At 57.5% G+C, this 18,031-nt stretch carries 17 protein-coding genes; all 17 read right to left on the bottom strand.

The genetic code is table 11. The features are described 5' to 3' along the window. Positions 1-10: 10 nt before the first annotated feature. Positions 11-835, bottom strand: coding sequence for a peptidoglycan DD-metalloendopeptidase family protein (locus ABIE61_RS03500; RefSeq protein WP_354406773.1), 825 nt, complete (start codon positions 833-835; stop codon positions 11-13). Between the two features lie 15 nt (positions 836-850). Continuing rightward, on the bottom strand, positions 851-1,771 hold the full coding sequence (locus ABIE61_RS03495; protein ID WP_354406771.1) for a polyprenyl-phosphate transporter: 921 nt from the start codon (positions 1,769-1,771) through the stop codon (positions 851-853). Between the two features lie 19 nt (positions 1,772-1,790). Further along, on the bottom strand, positions 1,791-2,456 hold the full coding sequence (locus tag ABIE61_RS03490; RefSeq protein WP_242530025.1) for a protein-L-isoaspartate(D-aspartate) O-methyltransferase: 666 nt from the start codon (positions 2,454-2,456) through the stop codon (positions 1,791-1,793). After that, on the bottom strand, positions 2,453-3,208 hold the full coding sequence (gene surE, locus ABIE61_RS03485; protein ID WP_091826896.1) for a 5'/3'-nucleotidase SurE: 756 nt from the start codon (positions 3,206-3,208) through the stop codon (positions 2,453-2,455). The genes ABIE61_RS03490 and surE overlap by 4 nt, the downstream gene beginning before the upstream one ends. A 14-nt stretch (positions 3,209-3,222) precedes the next feature. Continuing rightward, positions 3,223-4,263: a tRNA pseudouridine(13) synthase TruD gene (gene truD / locus ABIE61_RS03480; RefSeq protein ID WP_354406820.1), complete on the bottom strand. Its 1,041-nt coding sequence runs from the start codon at positions 4,261-4,263 to the stop codon at positions 3,223-3,225. Then, positions 4,263-4,559: a cell division protein FtsB gene (gene ftsB, locus ABIE61_RS03475; protein ID WP_091826894.1), complete on the bottom strand. Its 297-nt coding sequence runs from the start codon at positions 4,557-4,559 to the stop codon at positions 4,263-4,265. The genes truD and ftsB overlap by 1 nt, the downstream gene beginning before the upstream one ends. Positions 4,560-4,618: 59 nt before the next feature. Then, positions 4,619-5,914 carry a phosphopyruvate hydratase gene (eno, locus tag ABIE61_RS03470; RefSeq protein WP_354406767.1) on the bottom strand — a complete coding sequence of 432 codons (1,296 nt, stop codon included), beginning with the start codon at positions 5,912-5,914 and terminating at the stop codon, positions 4,619-4,621. A 32-nt stretch (positions 5,915-5,946) separates the two neighbouring features. After that, positions 5,947-7,575, bottom strand: coding sequence for a CTP synthase (pyrG, locus tag ABIE61_RS03465; RefSeq protein ID WP_354406764.1), 1,629 nt, complete (start codon positions 7,573-7,575; stop codon positions 5,947-5,949). 77 nt (positions 7,576-7,652) lie between these two features. Then, positions 7,653-8,936: a tRNA lysidine(34) synthetase TilS gene (gene tilS / locus ABIE61_RS03460; RefSeq protein ID WP_354406761.1), complete on the bottom strand. Its 1,284-nt coding sequence runs from the start codon at positions 8,934-8,936 to the stop codon at positions 7,653-7,655. A 19-nt stretch (positions 8,937-8,955) separates the two neighbouring features. Continuing rightward, entirely contained in the window at positions 8,956-9,915 is a 960-nt protein-coding gene (gene accA / locus ABIE61_RS03455; protein WP_091826890.1) for an acetyl-CoA carboxylase carboxyl transferase subunit alpha, read from the bottom strand. 89 nt (positions 9,916-10,004) lie between these two features. Beyond that, complete coding sequence (gene dnaE / locus ABIE61_RS03450; RefSeq protein WP_091826889.1) at positions 10,005-13,502, bottom strand: DNA polymerase III subunit alpha; 3,498 nt, start codon at positions 13,500-13,502, stop codon at positions 10,005-10,007. Beyond that, a complete protein-coding gene (rnhB, locus tag ABIE61_RS03445; protein ID WP_354406758.1) occupies positions 13,495-14,103 on the bottom strand; it encodes a ribonuclease HII in 609 nt (202 codons plus the stop codon). Before rnhB ends, dnaE begins: the two co-directional genes overlap by 8 nt. Beyond that, positions 14,090-15,250, bottom strand: a complete 1,161-nt coding sequence (gene lpxB / locus ABIE61_RS03440; protein WP_354406756.1) for a lipid-A-disaccharide synthase — start codon at positions 15,248-15,250, stop codon at positions 14,090-14,092. Before lpxB ends, rnhB begins: the two co-directional genes overlap by 14 nt. Positions 15,251-15,258: 8 nt before the next feature. Next, positions 15,259-16,029, bottom strand: coding sequence for an acyl-ACP--UDP-N-acetylglucosamine O-acyltransferase (lpxA, locus tag ABIE61_RS03435; protein WP_175527647.1), 771 nt, complete (start codon positions 16,027-16,029; stop codon positions 15,259-15,261). Between the two features lie 2 nt (positions 16,030-16,031). Then, positions 16,032-16,469 (bottom strand): 3-hydroxyacyl-ACP dehydratase FabZ, encoded by a 438-nt coding sequence (gene fabZ / locus ABIE61_RS03430; RefSeq protein WP_091826885.1) that lies wholly within the window; start codon positions 16,467-16,469, stop codon positions 16,032-16,034. Further along, positions 16,456-17,520 carry a UDP-3-O-(3-hydroxymyristoyl)glucosamine N-acyltransferase gene (lpxD, locus tag ABIE61_RS03425; RefSeq protein WP_091826884.1) on the bottom strand — a complete coding sequence of 355 codons (1,065 nt, stop codon included), beginning with the start codon at positions 17,518-17,520 and terminating at the stop codon, positions 16,456-16,458. Before lpxD ends, fabZ begins: the two co-directional genes overlap by 14 nt. A gap of 9 nt (positions 17,521-17,529) precedes the next feature. Next, positions 17,530-18,024, bottom strand: a complete 495-nt coding sequence (locus ABIE61_RS03420) for an OmpH/Skp family outer membrane protein (RefSeq protein ID WP_354406752.1) — start codon at positions 18,022-18,024, stop codon at positions 17,530-17,532. Positions 18,025-18,031 lie beyond the last annotated feature (7 nt).

Below are 18,031 nucleotides of genomic sequence, written 5' to 3'. Positions count from 1 at the left end.
ATTGTTTTTATCATTGTTTGGGCAAATATCGTAATGGATCCACCGGATTCCCGTCACGGCGAATCTCGAAGTGAAGCATCGTACGCGTTGCCCCCGTATTGCCTATCTCGGCAATTTTCTCACCCGCTTTAACCTTATCACCCTCACGCACAAAAATGCGACTGTTATGCGCATATGCACTCAGATAGCGCTGGTTATGGTTAAGAATCACAAGATTGCCGTAACCCAACAAGCCATTTCCGGCATAGACCACTTCGCCACCGGCCGCGGCCTTGACGGGTTCACCGGCGTTACCGGCAATATCCAGGCCCTTGTTTGCAGGTTCTCCACCACCGAAACGACTGATGATTCTGCCCTTGTGCGGCCATTGCCAACTGACGGCACCGTTACCTCCGGAGCTGGCGGAAGAAGGCTTGGATGGTGCTGGACTGGAAGAAGGTGTGCGGGCAGTCGCTTCTGAGCGGTTGGTGTTAGTTGCGGTTCGCGCCGTTGTTGTTGAGGCAGCAGGAGCTGGACTTGAGGGCTTGGGTGCAGCTGTCGAGCCAGTTGCGGCCTTTGAGCCGCCGGGCGACCTCAGCGTGAGCGACTGCCCCGGGTATATGAAGTAGCGACTGTCGATGCCGTTCCAGCGGGCAACTTCGCGGTAATCAAGCCCATAACGAAACGAAATGGAATACAGGGTATCACCGCGCTGGACCCGATAGCTGGCAGGCGCAGGGCCTCTGGCCTCGCTGCGTGCACCCAGAGAGCGCTCGGACACGGGAGCATAGCCGCTCGAACATCCCTGCAGCAGGAGCAATAGCGATATCAGCCAGAGCAGCAGAGGATTCGGCAACAGGGTCTCCCATCTTCAGGTTTTCTGTCGATCCAACAGTATACCCAGTGCAGCACCAACCAGCATCAGCAGCAGCGCGGGCCAGAACCAGTCATTGAGCCCGGTCAGAGCTTCGAAACTGCCCGGCAGAAGATTCTGCTGCAGCACCGGCACCTCTTCTCCCTTGCTGTTGATGGTGTAGGACAGCGTGTATTTCCAGGGCCATACCTTGTTGAGGGAGCCAAGCATAAAACCACCCAGCAGGGCCAGTGTCATCATTCGATGGTGGTGGAACGCCCAGCTCAATACACGGGAGAAGCTCAGAAGCCCGACCACACAACCTGCCATAAACACCAGCAGAATAGCCCACTCCAGAGCCTTGATTGCACCCAGAATGGGCGCATACATCCCCATCAGCAACAGAATGAAACTGCCTGAGATGCCCGGCAAAATCATGGCACAGATAGCAATCATACCCGCAAGGAATATAATCAGGCTTGAGGGTTCTACACTGCCCGGTGCCTGTTCGGTAATGATGTAGGCCAGCAGCACCCCTGTGGCGAATGTAGCCATGAGGTTCATATTCCAGCCTCGAACATGCCGGGCGACACTCCAGGTAGACGCCAGTATTAAGCCGAAAAAGAATGACCAGAGCAGGATCGGGTACTCGTCCAACAGATAGAGCACAACCCGCGAGATGGTTAACAGGCTCAGCAAAATACCTGACACCAGCGCCAACAGAAAACTGCCGTTGATGTAGCGCCAGCAGGACATCAGTCCTTCGTTGAACAGAATACGCACCGCTTCAGGGTTAAACTGTTTAATACTGTCGATCAGCTCTTCGTATATACCGGTGATGAATGCAATGGTGCCGCCGGAAACACCAGGGACGACATCAGCAGCTCCCATCATCATCCCCTTGCCGGAGAGGACCAGATAATCCTTCTTGCTTCGCATCGAGCCTCCTTGCAACCCGTCAGCGCACAGTGCCGCTGAGCAGTGGCACAAAGCGCACGGCTTCCAGCGTTTCGGTTTCGTACTTGTCTTCGGTCACACGTGTAATCCGCTTCAGTATCTGTTCGTCATGACCGACGGGGATCACCAACCGCCCTCCAACTGCGAGCTGCTCCAGCAACTCGTGAGGTATTTCGCGTGGCGCGGCAGTCACCAGAATTCCGTCAAAGGGTGCCTTTTCAGGCCAGCCCATGCCACCGTCGGTATGGCGCAGCATCACATTGTGCAACTTCAGCCGCTGCAAACGTTTGCGCGCCTTTTCCTGCAACGGACGAATGCGCTCAACGCTGAACACCTGATCCACCAACTGTGCCAGTACGGCTGTCTGGTAGCCAGACCCGGTACCCACCTCAAGTACCTTATTGAGCGACTCACCCTCCAGCAAAAGCTCTGTCATGCGGGCTACGATATAAGGCTGCGAAATCGTCTGGTTATAACCGATGGGAAGGGCCGTATCTTCATAGGCCCGATGTGAAAGCGCCTCATCTATGAAGATATGGCGTGGCGTATCTCGAACCACATTCAGCACTTCTTCACTGATCACACCCTGATCACGCAAGCGCTGAGCAAGTCGGTCTCGGGTACGGCGCGAGGTCATGCCTATACCCTGCAGATCCATGTCGATCACAGCAGCCCCTCCAGCCAGTCCCCCAGATTGTCCATGCCCGTATAGTGGGTCATGTCGATCTGCAGCGGTGTGACGGAGACAAAGCCGTTTTCAACGGCAAAAAAATCGGTTCCGGGCTCAGCATCCGCTGCCGCACCGGCACCGGCAATCCAATAGCGGATGCGACCACGCGGGTCTTCTACCTGCACCGGTGGCTCGGCACCGTGGCGATGCCCCAGCCTGGTTACATGAATACCGCGAATCTGGTCCAGCGGCAGGTCTGGTACATTCACATTCAGAACCGTACGTGGCGCAACCACCAGACTATCCAGCCGCTGCACCAGAGAAGCAACGATTTCTGCCGCAGTTTCATAGTGTTTGGGGTGAAAGCTGTGCATGGAAACAGCAATCGGCGGCAAACGGCAGTGACGCCCCTCTGTTGCCGCAGCCACAGTACCTGAGTACAGCACATCATCGCCCAGGTTGGCACCGGCATTAATACCCGACACTACAATGTCCGGACGACGCTGCTCAGTGAACAGCCCAGAGCCCCCCAGATGAACGCAGTCAGTCGGCGTGCCATTGATACCGATATAGCCACTATGGTGTTGATGGGCCTCCAGCGGACGGTCAAGGGTAAGAGAGTTACTGGCACCGCTGCGGTTGCGATCAGGGGCAACGACACAGGTTTCAGCATCCTGCTTCAGTCGCTCGGCCAGCGTCGCCAGTCCCGGGGCGTAGACCCCGTCATCATTTGAAATCAGAATCAACATTATCGGTATGTATCTCAGTTCACTTCCGCTGAGGCCGCTGCATTCTGCCACTGGCAGAGTTCGCGCAGCACACTGGTGGCAAAGGCGCCGGACGGCAGTTCAAATTCAAGTATCCATTGTCCTTCAGACGCCTCCCGTGCCGCAAGCGCCTTTGGTATCAAGCGCAGTGCACGCCGCTCCTGGTTGAGGCCGAGTGACTCCAGCCCTTGGCAGATCGCCTGTGCCGGAGCAAGTGCAGCCTGCTCAAAAACAGCTGCCTCATCCCGTGTCATCAACTGCCCACGCCCCCACATGGGGCCGGTCAGATGCACGTCGCCGCGCTGCAACCGCGCCATCAGGTCAGGCGCATCATCGGCCATAAAGCAACTTTGACTGCCATCAAGCATCAGTACGTCACCAGGCAGAATACGATCCCAGATCTCCTGTCGCAGGCGGGTATTGATCACCTGATTGAACAGCCAGGAACGCAGGGCAGAGATATACAGCCCCTTCTTGTGGCGCTGGCGTTCACGCAACCTGCCTTCGAGCAGAGCCAACCCCTTGTCGAGGTTGCCACCGGCATTACCGAAACGCTGCTCACCAAAGAAGTTGGGGACACCCTGGCGGATCTTCTCCACCCGCTCGACAAAGGCTTCCGGCTCAGTCAGGTCACGCAGACGGATTACGAACCGGTTGCCCGACAGAGCCCCCAGTCGCAGCTTGCGACTGTGGCGACAGCTGTGCAGCACGTCGATACTGTCGCCGCCAAACAGGGACCAGTTCAGGGTACGGCCGATGGGCAGGCGTACACTGAACCATTGCTCGGTAACGGCATGGCGATCCTTTTTACCGGCATACCCCACGTCACGCGGACTGACCTGACAGAAGTTGGCCAGCTGACGTGCTACCCAGTCGGTATTCTCGCCCCGTTTGCGAATATGGAGAAACAGGTGTTCCCCTTCGCCATCAGGCTCAAAAGGCAACTGCTCAAACACTTGAAAGTCTTCAGGACAACTGCGGATGGTTGCAGTGGAAGGTGGCTCGCCCAACAGCCATTCGCAGGCGGAATCAAACATCACGGCCTTGGTTGCTCCGGCTCGGGTTCTATCAATTGAAAGAAAGTTTCGCCCTTGCGCACCATGCCCATTTCACTGCGAGCACGCTCTTCCAAGGCGCCCAAGCCACGCTTGAGGTCCTGTACTTCAGCCTCAAGGCGTTGGTTGCGTTCGGCCAGTTGCTGGTTTTCGACCTGCTGTTGCAGTATCTGTTCTTCCAGTTGCCACACCTGACGCAGGTTGGCCTCGCCGAACCAGAGTCGGTACTGAAGCCCTGCCAGTAACAGCAGTAATATCAACAGTAGCCAGCGATACACTGTTCTTCCCCGGGGTCAAAAAAGGGGGCCGGAGCCCCCTCGGATCACACGTCAGCCTATCAGGCCTGACCCTTGATCTCTTTCAGTCCGTTGTAAACTGCCTTGTCGCCCAGCTCTTCGGCGATGCGCAGCAGACGGTTGTACTTGGCCACACGGTCGGAACGGCACAGGGAACCGGTCTTGATCTGACCGGCAGCGGTACCCACGGCCAGATCGGCAATAGTGGTATCTTCGGTTTCACCGGAGCGGTGCGAGATTACCGCGGTGTAACCGGCGTCCTTGGCCATTTTAATCGCATCCAGAGTTTCGGACAGGGAGCCGATCTGGTTGAACTTGATCAGGATGGAGTTGGCGATGGCGTTGTCGATGCCGCGCTTGAGGATCTTGGTGTTGGTCACGAACAGGTCGTCACCCACCAGCTGCACCTTGTCGCCGATCTTGCGGGTCAGGCTGGCCCAGCCGTCCCAGTCGGATTCGTCCATGCCGTCTTCGATGGAGACGATCGGATAGTTTTCGCACAGCTGCGCCAGGTAGTCACCGAAGCCTTCGGCGTCGAATACCTTGCCTTCCCCGGCCAGATCGTACTTGCCGTCCTTGTAGAACTCGGAAGAGGCGCAGTCCAGTGCCAGAGTCACGTCGGTGCCCAGCTTGTAGCCGGCCTTGTCGATCGCTTCCTTGATCACCACCAGCGCTTCTTCGTTGGAACCCAGGTTGGGTGCGAAACCGCCTTCGTCACCCACCGCCGTATTCAGGCCACGGGCCTTGAGAACGGCCTTGAGTGCATGGAAAATCTCAGTACCACAACGCAGAGCATCCGGGAAATTGTCAAAGTTCACCGGCTGAACCATGAACTCCTGAATATCGACGTTATTGTCGGCATGCTCACCGCCGTTGAGGATATTCATCATCGGGACCGGCATGGAGAATTGACCGGCGGTGCCGTTGATCTCGGCAATGTGAGCGTACAGCGGAATGCCCTTCTCGGTGGCTGCTGCCTTGGCGGCTGCCAGAGACACAGCCAAAATGGCATTGGCACCCAGATTGGCCTTGTTTTCAGTACCGTCCAGCGCCAGCATTTTGTCATCCAGCGCACGCTGGTCGGTCACATCCATGCCAAGCAGTGCCTCACGGATAGCACCGTTGACCGCAGCCACCGCCTTCTGTACACCCTTGCCCAGATAGCGGGATTTATCGCCGTCACGCAGTTCCAGTGCTTCACGCGAACCGGTGGAAGCACCTGAAGGTGCACAGGCTGTTCCCATCACGCCGGAGGTCAGGATGACATCGGCTTCTACGGTCGGGTTACCACGGGAATCCAGTACTTCACGTGCCTTGATATTCGCAATCTGAGCCATTGTGCTTGTGTCTCCAGTTAACGCTTGAAAGATTACTGCTGCGCCTGACGTGCCAGCGCGGCCTTGATAAATCCGGTGAACAGGCCATGTCCATCACGCGGCGTCGAAGTAAACTCCGGGTGGAACTGACAGGCCACGAACCAGGGATGGTCAGGTGCTTCAACCACTTCAACCAGCTCGCCATCCACTGATCGACCGGTGATCTTCAAACCGGCCTCTTCCAGCAGCGGTACGTAATTGTTGTTCACTTCATAACGGTGGCGGTGACGCTCACGGATCTCGGTGCTACCGTAGGCCTCGGCTACGTTGGAGCCTGCGGCCAAATGACAGGTTTGAGCCCCCAGGCGCATGGTGCCGCCCAGGTCGGAGTTCTCGCCACGCACTTCGATTTCACCGGTATGGTCAGTCCACTCGGTGATCAGCGCAATCACCGGATGCGGTGACTGACGATCAAACTCGGTGGAGTTGGCACCGTCCAGTCCTGCCACATGGCGGGCGTATTCGATCACGGCCACCTGCATGCCAAGGCAGATGCCCAGGTAGGGCACCTTGTTCTCGCGTGCGAAGCGCACCGCTTCAATTTTGCCTTCTACACCACGCTCACCAAAGCCGCCCGGTACCAGGATGGCGCTGAAACCTTCCAGAATGGCACTGCCCTCGCGCTCGACCCGTTCGGAGTCGATATACTCGATGCGCACCTTCTGACGCAGTGCAATGCCCGCATGCGAGATCGCCTCGATCAGTGACTTGTAGGCATCCAGCAGCTCCATGTACTTGCCGACCATGGCGATGGTCACTTCGCCATCCGGGCGCAGGAACGCATCCGCTACCCGGTTCCACTCGGTCAGATCCGCAGCCTTGCAGTTGATGCGGAAACGTTCGGTGACAATCTCGTCCAGATGCTGTTCCCACAGCATGGCCGGAATGTTGTAGATGGTGTTGGCATCTGGCAGGGATATGACTGCGCGCTCTTCCACGTTGGTGAACATGGCCACCTTGCGACGGGAGGACTCGTCCAGCGGCTTCTCGGAGCGGCAGACCAGAATATCCGGCTGAATACCGATGGAGCGCAGCTCTTTCACGGAGTGCTGGGTCGGCTTGGTCTTGGTCTCACCGGCCGTTGCGATGTACGGCACCAGAGTGAGGTGCATGAACAGCGCGCGAGAAGCGCCCACTTCGGCCTTGAGCTGACGTACCGCTTCCAGGAATGGCAGGGACTCGATATCACCCACGGTGCCACCGATCTCGACCAGTGCCACATCCGCATCGCCGGCCCCCTCGATCACCCGGCGCTTGATCTCGTCGGTGATGTGCGGAATCACCTGTACGGTTCCGCCCAGGTAATCGCCACGACGCTCCTTGCGCAGCACATGCTGATACACACGGCCGGTGGTGAAGTTGTTGCGCTTGCTCATGGTGGTACGAATGAAGCGCTCGTAGTGACCGAGGTCAAGGTCGGTCTCGGCCCCATCCTCGGTTACGAATACTTCACCATGCTGGAAGGGGCTCATGGTGCCCGGGTCCACGTTGATATACGGGTCCAGCTTGAGCATTGTAACTTTGAGGCCACGAGCCTCGAGAATAGCCGCCAGAGAAGCTGATGCGATGCCTTTGCCCAATGAGGACACAACACCGCCTGTGACGAAAATATAACGCGTCATGCGGAACCTGTCAGATCAAGATATTGAGGGGAGAAAACGTACTCAAGATGGGACTGCAGGATAGCAAAAGGTACGCCTCAGGACAAACCAAAACCACTCCAGATCGGCAAGAGTCCCTCCTCGCTGCCCGCCGCCTCACACAGAGTGATGCCCGGAACCGCAACAATCTCGCCATCTTTCAACAGTAATGGCTGACAGGCGCGCAGCCAGGGCGGTAGTCCCGCCTCCTGCAGCAACTGTTTCAGACTGACCGAACCGCCACGCCCGAGCGGGCGCAGACGCTCCCCGCCCCGACGGAGCTGCAGTGTCAGGCGCTGACCGACCGGCAGGCCTCGTCTGGCCGGTTGCCACTGCAAACACCCCAGTGGCAATTGGATCGACTCACCCACGACCAGATTCCGTTCGCCCTCTTCGACAAGCGGCAGGGGATCGGGCAACAGATAAAGTACACCCTGATGGCGCCTCAACTGATGATCGGGCAGGCGAAAAACCGGCTGGGCATCCGCTCGGGCATGCAAAAGATCCTTCTCCAGCTGCAGCAACTGAGCCCGCCCCAGCCGATGCCCGCTCTGCTCACTGACCCAGACATGCAGCAGATTGCGCTGCCGCGCCTGACTCAGGAGATTCAACCGTGCAAGGCTGAGGCCGCCCCGCTCTGCACACCGGGAAATATCTTCCTGCGCGCGCTCGGTCAGCAACTCACTGGCCTCACGCATCACTGCAGCAGTTTCACTGCAACGGGACAAAAAGCCCGGCCAGCGTTGCTTGAGAACTGGCAACACATTGAGCCGCAGGAGGTTGCGATCATAGCGCGGGTTGGCATTGCTGGGGTCTTCAACCGGCTCAAGCCCGAGCTCAAACGCGGCCCGCTCCAGACACTCACGTGACTGCTGCAGCAGGGGACGCAGCAGCATCCCCTGCCCTAAAGGGCGTGAGCGTGGCATGGCCGCAAGACCCATCACCCCAGAACCTCGCAACAGCCGCAACAGCAGGGTTTCGGCCTGATCATCCGCATGCTGCGCCAACAGCAGGCAGTCACCGGGCTGCAGAAAGGACTCAAAGGCATGGTAACGCGCTGCGCGGGCGGATGCTTCCGAATCGGAGTCAGGTGTCACCCGGATCAGATTGAAAGGGATATTCAGCCGGCCACACTGCTCACGACAGTGTTCGGCCCAAAGCGCCGAACCGGCCTGCAGCTGATGATCGATATACAGAGCTATAACCGATTGCGACGGTGCAAGCCGTTGCAGCAGGAAAAGTAACAGGGAGGAGTCCAGCCCACCGCTGAGTGCAACCACCCAGCGGCGGACTTTTGGGCAGGTATCAAGCTGCTGCCTGAGCCCAACAAGCAGGTCAGACACAACGCCCGACCCGGTGCTATCAATCTTCGAACACACCGTAGGACATCAGACGCTGATAGCGGCGCTCCAGCAGTTCTTCAGCGGGCAGGTCCGCCAGACGATCCAGAGTTTCCAGCAGGTGTTTTTTCAAATTTGCCGCCATCAACTCGGGGTTGCGATGCGCACCTCCCAGTGGCTCGCTGATGACTTGATCCACCAGACCCAGCTCGTGCAGGCGCCCGGAGGTGATGCCCATCGCCTTGGCGGCATCAGAGGCACGCTCTGCACTTTTCCAAAGGATGGACGCGCAGCCCTCCGGTGAAATCACGGAGTAGGTACCATATTGCAGCATCAGCAGTTCGTCACAGACACCGATTGCCAGTGCACCGCCAGACCCCCCCTCACCGATTACGGTGGAGATGATCGGGGTGTTCAACTGTGACATCTTCGCCAGGTTGAATGCGATCGCTTCCGACTGACCACGTTCTTCGGCGTCGATCCCCGGATAGGCGCCCGGGGTGTCGATGAAGGTCAGTACCGGCAGTTTGAAGCGCTCTGCCATCTCCATCATGCGCAGCGCCTTGCGGTAACCTTCGGGGCGCGGCATGCCGAAGTTGCGGCGTACCTTTTCCTTCACTTCGCGGCCTTTCTGATGACCAATCACCATCACCGGGCGACCATCAAGACGGGCCAAACCACCGACAATCGCCTGATCATCGGCAAAGTGACGATCGCCATGGATTTCGTCAAAGTCGTCGAAGACATGTTGGACGTAGTCCAGCGTATAGGGGCGCTGCGGGTGGCGCGCCAGCTGGGAGATCTGCCAGGCCGAGAGATCCTTGAAGATCGATTCGGTCAGACTGCGGCTCTTGTCCTGCAGTTTTTCCAGCTCATCACCCAGATTCAGACCGTCAGTACCTTCGTTGACGTGACGCAATTCACTGATCTTGGCTTCAAGTTCTGCGATCGGCTGTTCGAAATCCAGATAATTGGGGTTCATGCGGGTCTGCTTCTGTTCTGTAACATGGGGCCCGGGGGCACTGAATAATTGCACGATTTTAACGGTTGCGCGGGTGGATCACCACCCCATCAGTCATAACACAGGCGCACAGCCTTGTTACCGAACTGTTCCTTCAACTGCAACAGCAGCTCATCAGTCGGCGAGACGGACCACTCACTGCCCAGCCAGACCCGTGCCTCGGCGTCTTCACGACGGTACCTCAGCGCCACGGACAGGCTGATCAGCGGGCTACGCCCCTTCGCCAGAGTATCAGCCAGCTGTCGTAACTGGCGCGGCCCAAGCTGGCGGGTATCGCACTGCACTTCAACACAGCGCGCCTGTGCCGCACGTATCTGAGCCATGCTTTGCACTCGATTACAGCGTACCTTGAGCCCACCATTGTAGTCATCCTGTACCACTTCGCCTTCTACTACCAGAACCGCGTCCTTGTTGATGACGGTGCGGGCTTCTTCATAGGTATCACCAAACAGAGTGACTTCAAGCCGCGCACTGCGATCGTCCAGGGTCAGGAAACAGAGGTTATCGCCCTTTTTGGTCTTCTTCAGCCGCATGTCGACAACAAGACCGGCCATCTTCTGGCTGCGACCACGATCTGGCTGAATCTCCACCAGCTTACGACTGACCAGATGTTTCAGCTCCGCTTCATACTCATCGATCGGATGACCAGTAACGTAGAGCCCCAGCGTATCCTTTTCGCCCTGCAGGCGCTCCTTGTCGGTCCAGTCACGCGCCTTGTGAAACTCGGCATAGGGGTCCGAGGGCGCTTCAGCCTCCACCGCGCCGAACAGGTCCATCATGCCGGCATCTTCGTTGCGCGCACTCTGATCGGCCGCCTTCAATGCGGCCGGAATCGCATCCCAAAGAACTGCACGCGAAGGGCCCACACTGTCCAGTGCGCCGCACCTCACCAGCGCCTCCAGCACTCGCTTGTTGAGTTTGCCTGCCCCCACCCGCTCACAGAAGTCAAACAGGTCACGGAAGGCACCCCCTTCCTGACGGGCACGCACGATGGCTTCCACCGGGCCTTCACCCACCCCCTTAACGGCCCCGAGGCCATACACCACTTCATCGGCGTCGTTGACGGTGAACATGTATTCACTGTCATTCACGTCCGGCAGACGTACCGTCAGTTTCATCTGACGACACTCTTCGATGAAGATCACCACCTTGTCGGTGTTCTGCATATCGGACGAGAGCACGGCGGCCATGAAGGCAGCAGGGTAGTGCTGCTTCAGCCAGGCAGTCTGGTAGGACACCAGCGCATAGGCCGCCGAGTGGGACTTGTTGAAGCCGTAACCGGCGAATTTTTCCACCAGATCGAAGATATTGCCCGCCAGGTCCTTGTCGATTCCCTGATTGGCACACCCTTCCAGGAAGATGCTGCGCTGCTTGGCCATCTCTTCGGGCTTTTTCTTGCCCATGGCACGTCGCAGCATGTCGGCGCCGCCAAGGGTGTAACCCGCCATCACCTGGGCGATCTGCATCACCTGTTCCTGATACAGGATGATGCCGTAGGTAGGCTCCAGTACAGGCTGCAAGCTGTCGAGTTGGTAATCAGGGTGCGGCCAGGCCAGTGGAGCACGGCCGTGCTTTCGGTTGATGAAGTCGTCCACCATCCCTGATTGCAGCGGCCCCGGACGGAACAGGGCCACCAACGCGATGATATCCTCAAACCGGTTTGGCAAAAGACGGCGAATCAGATCCTTCATGCCGCTGGATTCCAGCTGGAACACCGCAGTAGTCTGGGCACTCTGCAGCAGCTTAAACGTATCAGGATCTTCCAGATCGATGGTTTCGATCTCAAGCGCGGCTTCACCGGTTTTCCTGCGCTTGCGATTGATGGTGTCTAACGCCCAGTCGATGATGGTCAGTGTACGCAGGCCCAGAAAGTCGAACTTCACCAGACCCGCTTCTTCCACATCGTTCTTGTCAAACTGGGTCACCAAACCCTGACCGTATTCGTCACAGTAGGTGGCGGAGAAGTCGGTCAGTTTGGTGGGCGCAATCACGACACCGCCGGCATGTTTGCCGACGTTGCGGGTGACGCCTTCCAGCTTGTAGGCCATCTCCATGATTTCCTGCGCTTCTTCGCTGCCATTCACGAAGTCGCGCAGAGTTTCCTCCTGCTCCCAGGCCTTGTTCAGAGTCATCCCCACTTCAAACGGGATCAGCTTGGAGAGGCGGTCAGCCAGACCGAAGGGTTTGCCCTGTACTCGTGCGACGTCACGTACCACCGCCTTGGCGGCCATGGTGCCATAGGTGATGATCTGCGATACCGCGTCGCGACCATAGGTGCGCGCCACGTAGTCAATCACCTTGTCACGGTTATCCATGCAGAAATCGATATCGAAGTCAGGCATGGACACACGTTCCGGGTTCAGGAAGCGTTCGAACAGCAGGTCATATTCCAGCGGGTCCAGATCGGTAATCTTCTGCACATAGGCCACCAGAGAACCGGCACCAGAGCCGCGCCCCGGCCCTACCGGAATGCCGTTTTCCTTGGCCCACTTGATGAAGTCCATCACTATGAGGAAGTAGCCGGGAAAACCCATCTGAATGATGATATCCAGCTCAAACTCCAACCGCTCTTCGTAGGGCCTGCGCCGCTCCTGATAGTCCGGCGCATCCTTGTCGAGCAGAAATGCCAGTCGTTCCTCCAAACCTTCCCAAGACACCTGACGGAAGTAGTCATCCATCAACATCCCTTCCGGCACGGGGTAGCGCGGCAGGTAGTACGTTCCCAGTTCCAGCTCGATGTTGCAGCGCCGAGCGATCTCGACCGTGTTTTCCAGTGCACTGGGAATGTCACTGAACAACTCGGCCATCTCATCAGCGGAACGGAAGTATTGCTGATCGGAGTAATTGTGCGGTCGTTGCGGATCATCCAAAGTGCGACCCAGGTTGATACACACCCGAGCCTCATGGGCCTCAAAGTCATCCTGCTTAAGGAACATCACTTCATTGGTGGCCACCAGCGGGCAGCCCGTTCTTGCCGCCAGTTCAACACTGGCATGCACCAGCGCCTCATCACCTGAGCGTCCGGTACGCTGAACTTCAAGGTAAAAACTGTCCGGAAAGACCTTACGCCAGCTGTCGAGGATTGCTTCGGCATTGCCGCTTTCGGATAGCAGCGCCCGGCCTATCTCGCCCTGACGCGCACCGGACAGGGCAATCAGGCCTTCAGCCTTTTCCCGTATCCACTCCACCTTGACCAGCGCACGCTCAGGGTCAATATTCTGCCCTTCGGCATAGGCGCGGGATACCAGCTCCATCAAGTTGCGATAACCCTTGCCTGTACGTACCAGCAGGGTCAGCCGAAAGGGCTCACCCTCGGGCTCAATCGGGTTTTGTACCCATAGATCAACACCGCAGATCGGTTTGACGCCAGCGCCCAATGCCGCCTTGTAGAATTTGATTAAGGCAAACAGGTTGGTCTGATCAGTGACAGCAACGGCCGGCATTTTCTGCGCCGCTGCGGCGGCCACTAACGGTTTGATTCTGACCAGACCGTCGAACAGTGAATATTCGGTATGTACCCGAAGATGGACAAAGCGTGGATCAGACATGGGGCTCTCGGTTCAATTGTTCTCGCACCGGGCGAAAACTGCGTCGATGCTCAGGCAGCGCACCCAGCCGGGACAGCGCTTCAAGGTGTTCGGGCGTCGGGTACCCCTTGTGTCGTGCAAAGCCGTATTCAGGGAATTGCAGATGCAGCTGTTGCATCTGACGATCCCGTTCAACCTTCGCCAGAATCGAGGCTGCGCTGATTTCGGCCACACGGGCATCACCCTTTACAACAGGCTCCGCCGGGCAAGACAGCACAGGGCAGCGGTTACCGTCAATCAATGCATAATCGGGAGCGACCTGGAGTCCGGCCACGGCGCGTTGCATCGCCAACAGGGTGGCATGCAGAATATTCAATTCATCGATTTCAGCTGGGCTGGCTTTGGCAACACACCAGGCCAGGGCACGCTCGCGGATCAATTCGTACAGATGCTCCCGACGTTTTTCGCTGAGTTTCTTGGAGTCGGCCAGCCCGTCAATGGGACGTTCCGGATCCAGAATTACGGCCGCTGCCACCACATCCCCCACCAGCGGGCCGCGACCGACCTCATCCACACCCGCGATCAAACCGCTGGGGCGAAATATAATCTCAGTGTTGTGCATGGCGGGTCTCCAACAGTTCCAGCACGGCATCAGCGGCACGCTCACTGGCATTGCAGCGCAGCTCAGTGCCGATAGCGGCAAAAGTTTGCTCAACGCGGTTTCGATAGGCCTGATCTTCCAGCGCACGCAGCAGCAGCGGTCCAAGCACCTCAGGCGTCACCCTGCCCTGCAACACCTCCGGTACCATCTCCTCCTGTGCCAGCACATTGGGCAGCGAGATCCAGCGGCTCTTGATCATGCGCGAATAGATTGAGTAGGTCAGGCCGGCCATTTTGTACGCCACCACCATTGGCTTCTGCAGCAGACAGGCCTCAAGTGTGGCCGTACCGGAAGCGATCAGAATCGCATCGGCCAGCGCCATCACTTCACGAGAGCCTTGCAGTACCAGTTTCAGATTCAGCTCGGGATATTGCTGTACCTGCTGCGCCAATTGTTCATAGCGGCGCTGATTGGCCGCCGGCAGAATAAACTCCACCTCCGGACGCTGCCGTGCCAGCCAACGCGCCGTTTCAAGGAAGGGTTCGGCCAGATATTTCAACTCCGAGCCGCGACTGCCGGGCAGCAGAGCGATCAATGGCCCCTGATCGGCACGGTCACGGCCATAGCGCTGACGGGCACGTTCAAGATCCAGGTCAGCCGGTATTTGATCAGCCAACGGATGGCCGACAAAGCGCAGATTCTGTCCGGTGGGTGCGTACACCTCTGCCTCAAACGGGAACAGGGTCAGCAACAGGTCCGTGCTCTGCTTGATCTTGAAGATCCGCTTGCGCTTCCAGGCCCAGACTGACGGGCTGACATAATGCACCGTTGGAATCCCCGCCTGCTTCAATGCCTTTTCCATACCAAAGGTGAAATCGGGTGCATCGATACCAATGAACAGATCGGGCGGGTTATCGATAAAATGACGAATCAGACGCTTGCGCGCACGCAAAAGCTCCGGCAGCCGACCTAATACCTCAACCAGACCCATCACCGAAAGGCGTTCAAGCGGAAACAGCTCGGCGCAGCCCTGCTGCTGCATCAATTCGCCGGGGATACCTTCAAACTGGATGTCGGGATTACGCTGATGCAGGGCCGAGATCAAGGCAGCACCCAGAATATCCCCGGATGCTTCACCTGCAACGATGCCGATCCGCAAGGGGTGCATCGATAACCTCAGCGGATAATGCCGCGACTGGACGTCTGCAGCGAATCGATCAGAGCACGTACTGAAGGTTCTTCAGATGCCATGGCTTCAAGCGTCTCAAGCGCCTGATCAACAGTCAGCCCCTGACGATAGATTGCCTTGTAGGCGCGCCGCAAAATGGCCAGCGCCTCGGTTGAGAAACCACGCCTGCGCAGTCCTTCAAGGTTGATTCCGTGGGGACGCGCACTGTTGCCACTGGCCATTACATAGGCCGGTATATCCTTAAGCACTACCGTCCCGGCACCGCACATTACATGCGGACCTATATGACAAAACTGATGCACAGCCGTGAAGCCGCCCAAAATGGCATGGTCACCCACGTGCACATGCCCGGCCAATGCCGCATTATTGGCCAGAATCACGTGATCACCCACGATGCAGTCATGGGCTACATGGGCATAGGCCATCAACAGGTTGTGGCTGCCGATGCGGGTAATACCCGCATCCTGAATTGTACCTCGGTGGATCGTGACACCTTCACGTATCACGTTGTGATCACCAATCTCCAGCCGAGTTGGCTCACCCCGGTATTTTTTGTCCTGGCAGTCCTCACCCACAGTCGAGAACTGGAAAATCCGGTTGCCTTCACCAATACGGGTTGGCCCCTTGATCACCACATGTGAGGCGATGCGCGTGCCGGCACCAATCTCCACATCCGGACCAATCAATGTCCAGGGGCCGACTTCAACATCACTGGCCAGACGGGCCGATGGGTCGACAATGGCTTGCGGGTGAATCAATGTCACACCTTTCTGTCTGCACAAAGAATGGTGGCGCTGCTGACGGTTTCGCCATCGACGCTGGCGCGCACATCGAACTTCCAGATACCGCGACGCTCGGAAACCACCTTCGCTTCCAGCTGCAGCTGGTCCCCTGGCACCACCGGGCGCTTAAAGCGCAGGTTATCGGCACCGACGAAGTAATAGATCGACCCGTCTTCCGGCCCCTTGTTCATGGTCTTGAAACCCAGAATACCGGCGGCCTGCGCCATCGCTTCCACAATCAGTACACCCGGCATCACCGGATGATCGGGAAAGTGGCCGTTAAAGAAGGGCTCGTTTACTGTTACATTCTTGATAGCGGTGATTGACTCACCTGGCTCAAGAGCCAAGACCCGGTCCACCAGCAGAAAGGGGTAACGGTGGGGCAGGTATTTCCGGATCTCTTTAACGTCCATCATTATTTTGACCTTCAGTAGAAATTTGTTCGACAGCCTGTTCGATTCTGCGCACACGTCGTGCCAGATCATCCAGCTGACGGAAACGGACCACATTGCGCTTCCACTGCTGATGCGGTTCAAGCCCTGTACCAGAGGAGTAGGCCCCCGGCCGGGTAATGGACTTGCTGACCAATGACATGGCAGTCACATGGGTGTCATCAGCAATTTCAAGATGACCGGTGATACCGGTCATTCCGGCGATGGTACAGCGCTCGCCAATTTTAGTGCTTCCGGCTACGGCGGTACAGCCTGCAATGGCGCTATCCCGACCAACAATCACGTTGTGGGCTATCTGGATCTGATTATCGAGCTTCACACCCGCTTCAATCCGGGTGTCATCCAGCGCACCACGATCAATCGTGACACCTGCACCGATTTCGACTCTATCACCAATCACCACTCCGCCAAGCTGGCAAATTTTCTCCCAGCCCTGCTGGTTGCGCGCAAAACCGAAACCATCACTGCCCAGAACGGCTCCACTGTGAATCAGAACCTGCTCACCCAGGGTCACGTTGGGATAAAGCGTGACATGCGCCTCAAGCCGACAACCCGTCCCAATCTGACAGTCGCGTCCGATCACTGTACCAGCACCCACACTGACACCGGATGCAATCTCCACATTCTCGCCAATCACCACGTAGGGACCAATTTCCACACCGGAGGCCAGTCGGGCCGAGTCAGCAATAACGGCAGTACTGTCAACACCCGGGGATACTGGAGAGCGCCAGTCAAACAACTGACTGGCCTTGGCAAAGGTAAAATAGGGATCATCAACGATCAGCGCGGCTACCGGGCAGTGGCCGACCTGCTCGGGCCGCACCAGCACAGCCTCGGCGGAAGTGTGCTGTAATTGCCTCAGGTAGCGGGGATTGGCAAAGAACGACAGCTCACCTGGGCCAGCCGAATTCAGGGTTGCCAGAGTCACAATGCCCGCTTTGGGGTCCCCACCCTGCAGCGTTGCGCCCAATCGCTGCGCAAGATCTCCCAGAGTATAGCGGGCAGTCGATACCATAGGTGCGTATTACTTGTTCAGCAATTCGATAACTCTTGGCGTGAGATCTACACTATTGGCACTGTAAACAGTCGCCTGCTTGGAGATCACCACTTCAAAATTCTCGCCTTCTATCAGTTCTCGAATCGCTTTATCCAGGCGCGGGCGCATCTCGGCAATAAATGCCTGCTCGCGCTCTCCACGCTTCTGCTGCAATTCCTGGCCACGACGCTGGTACTCGGCAAATGCCTTTTGGAACTGCATCCGCATCTGCTTGATATCGTCTTCAGAGGCAAGGCCTGCGTTTTTCTGCAGTTTTTCTCTTAGTTCGCGGGCCTGTTTCTCGAGTGCGACAAGCTGCTTCTCGTCATCCGCGAATTCCTTTTTCAGCTCTTCGCGGAAGTTTTTTGCGGCATTGGAGCTAAGCAAGGCTTCTTCCACACCCAGTACAGCCACTTTCTCGGCCATGGCATGGCTACTGAACGCCAATAAGACAGCAGTAAACAGTTGTGCAGCAAACTTCATGATATCT

This window comes from Marinobacterium sp. MBR-111 (assembly GCF_040547585.1).
Taxonomy (GTDB): Bacteria; Pseudomonadota; Gammaproteobacteria; order Pseudomonadales; family Balneatricaceae; genus Marinobacterium; species Marinobacterium iners.
Note: the sequence above shows the minus strand (reverse complement) of the source record. Positions and strands in the feature narration are given on the sequence as shown.